This is a genomic window from Rhodococcus sp. C3V (assembly GCF_029269915.1).
Classification (GTDB): Bacteria; Actinomycetota; Actinomycetes; order Mycobacteriales; family Mycobacteriaceae; genus Rhodococcus_F; species Rhodococcus_F qingshengii.
In genome coordinates this window covers 1-704 of sequence record NZ_JARJBE010000067.1, presented here as the reverse complement: position 1 = coordinate 704, position 704 = coordinate 1, and the positions used below count along the sequence as shown (strand labels likewise).

General features: G+C 50.6%; 1 pseudogene. It reads right to left on the bottom strand.

The window, feature by feature from the left end:
* Nucleotides 1-342: 342 nt before the first annotated feature.
* Nucleotides 343-543: pseudogene (locus P3G66_RS31820) on the bottom strand (hypothetical protein); the annotation flags it as partial.
* Nucleotides 544-704 lie beyond the last annotated feature (161 nt).

Here is a 704-nt window from a genome sequence, read left to right as displayed (position 1 = left end):
AGGGGTTCCGCGCACATTTCCCCGAAAAGTGCCACCTGACGTCTAAGAAACCATTATTATCATGACATTAACCTATAAAAATAGGCGTATCACGAGGCCCTTTCGTCTCGCGCGTTTCGGTGATGACGGTGAAAACCTCTGACACATGCAGCTCCCGGAGACGGTCACAGCTTGTCTGTAAGCGGATGCCGGGAGCAGACAAGCCCGTCAGGGCGCGTCAGCGGGTGTTGGCGGGTGTCGGGGCTGGCTTAACTATGCGGCATCAGAGCAGATTGTACTGAGAGTGCACCATATGCGGTGTGAAATACCGCACAGATGCGTAAGGAGAAAATACCGCATCAGGCGCCATTCGCCATTCAGGCTGCGCAACTGTTGGGAAGGGCGATCGGTGCGGGCCTCTTCGCTATTACGCCAGCTGGCGTCTAGAGGATGTGCTGCAAGGCGATTAAGTTGGGTAACGCCAGGGTTTTCCCAGTCACGACGTTGTAAAACGACGGCCAGTGAATTCTCGGGTAGCAAGCCAACACAATTGTATATGGACATCTTATCAACTGTTATCAAAGAAGGGGATGTCCTAGCACCTAGGGGTAAGAGAATCAAGGAAATTAGACCTGTTATGATTGAGTTTAAAAACCCTATTAGACGCACTACGTTTTTGAAGGGTAGGAACATTAACCCATTCTTCCAAGTAGCAGAATCATTGT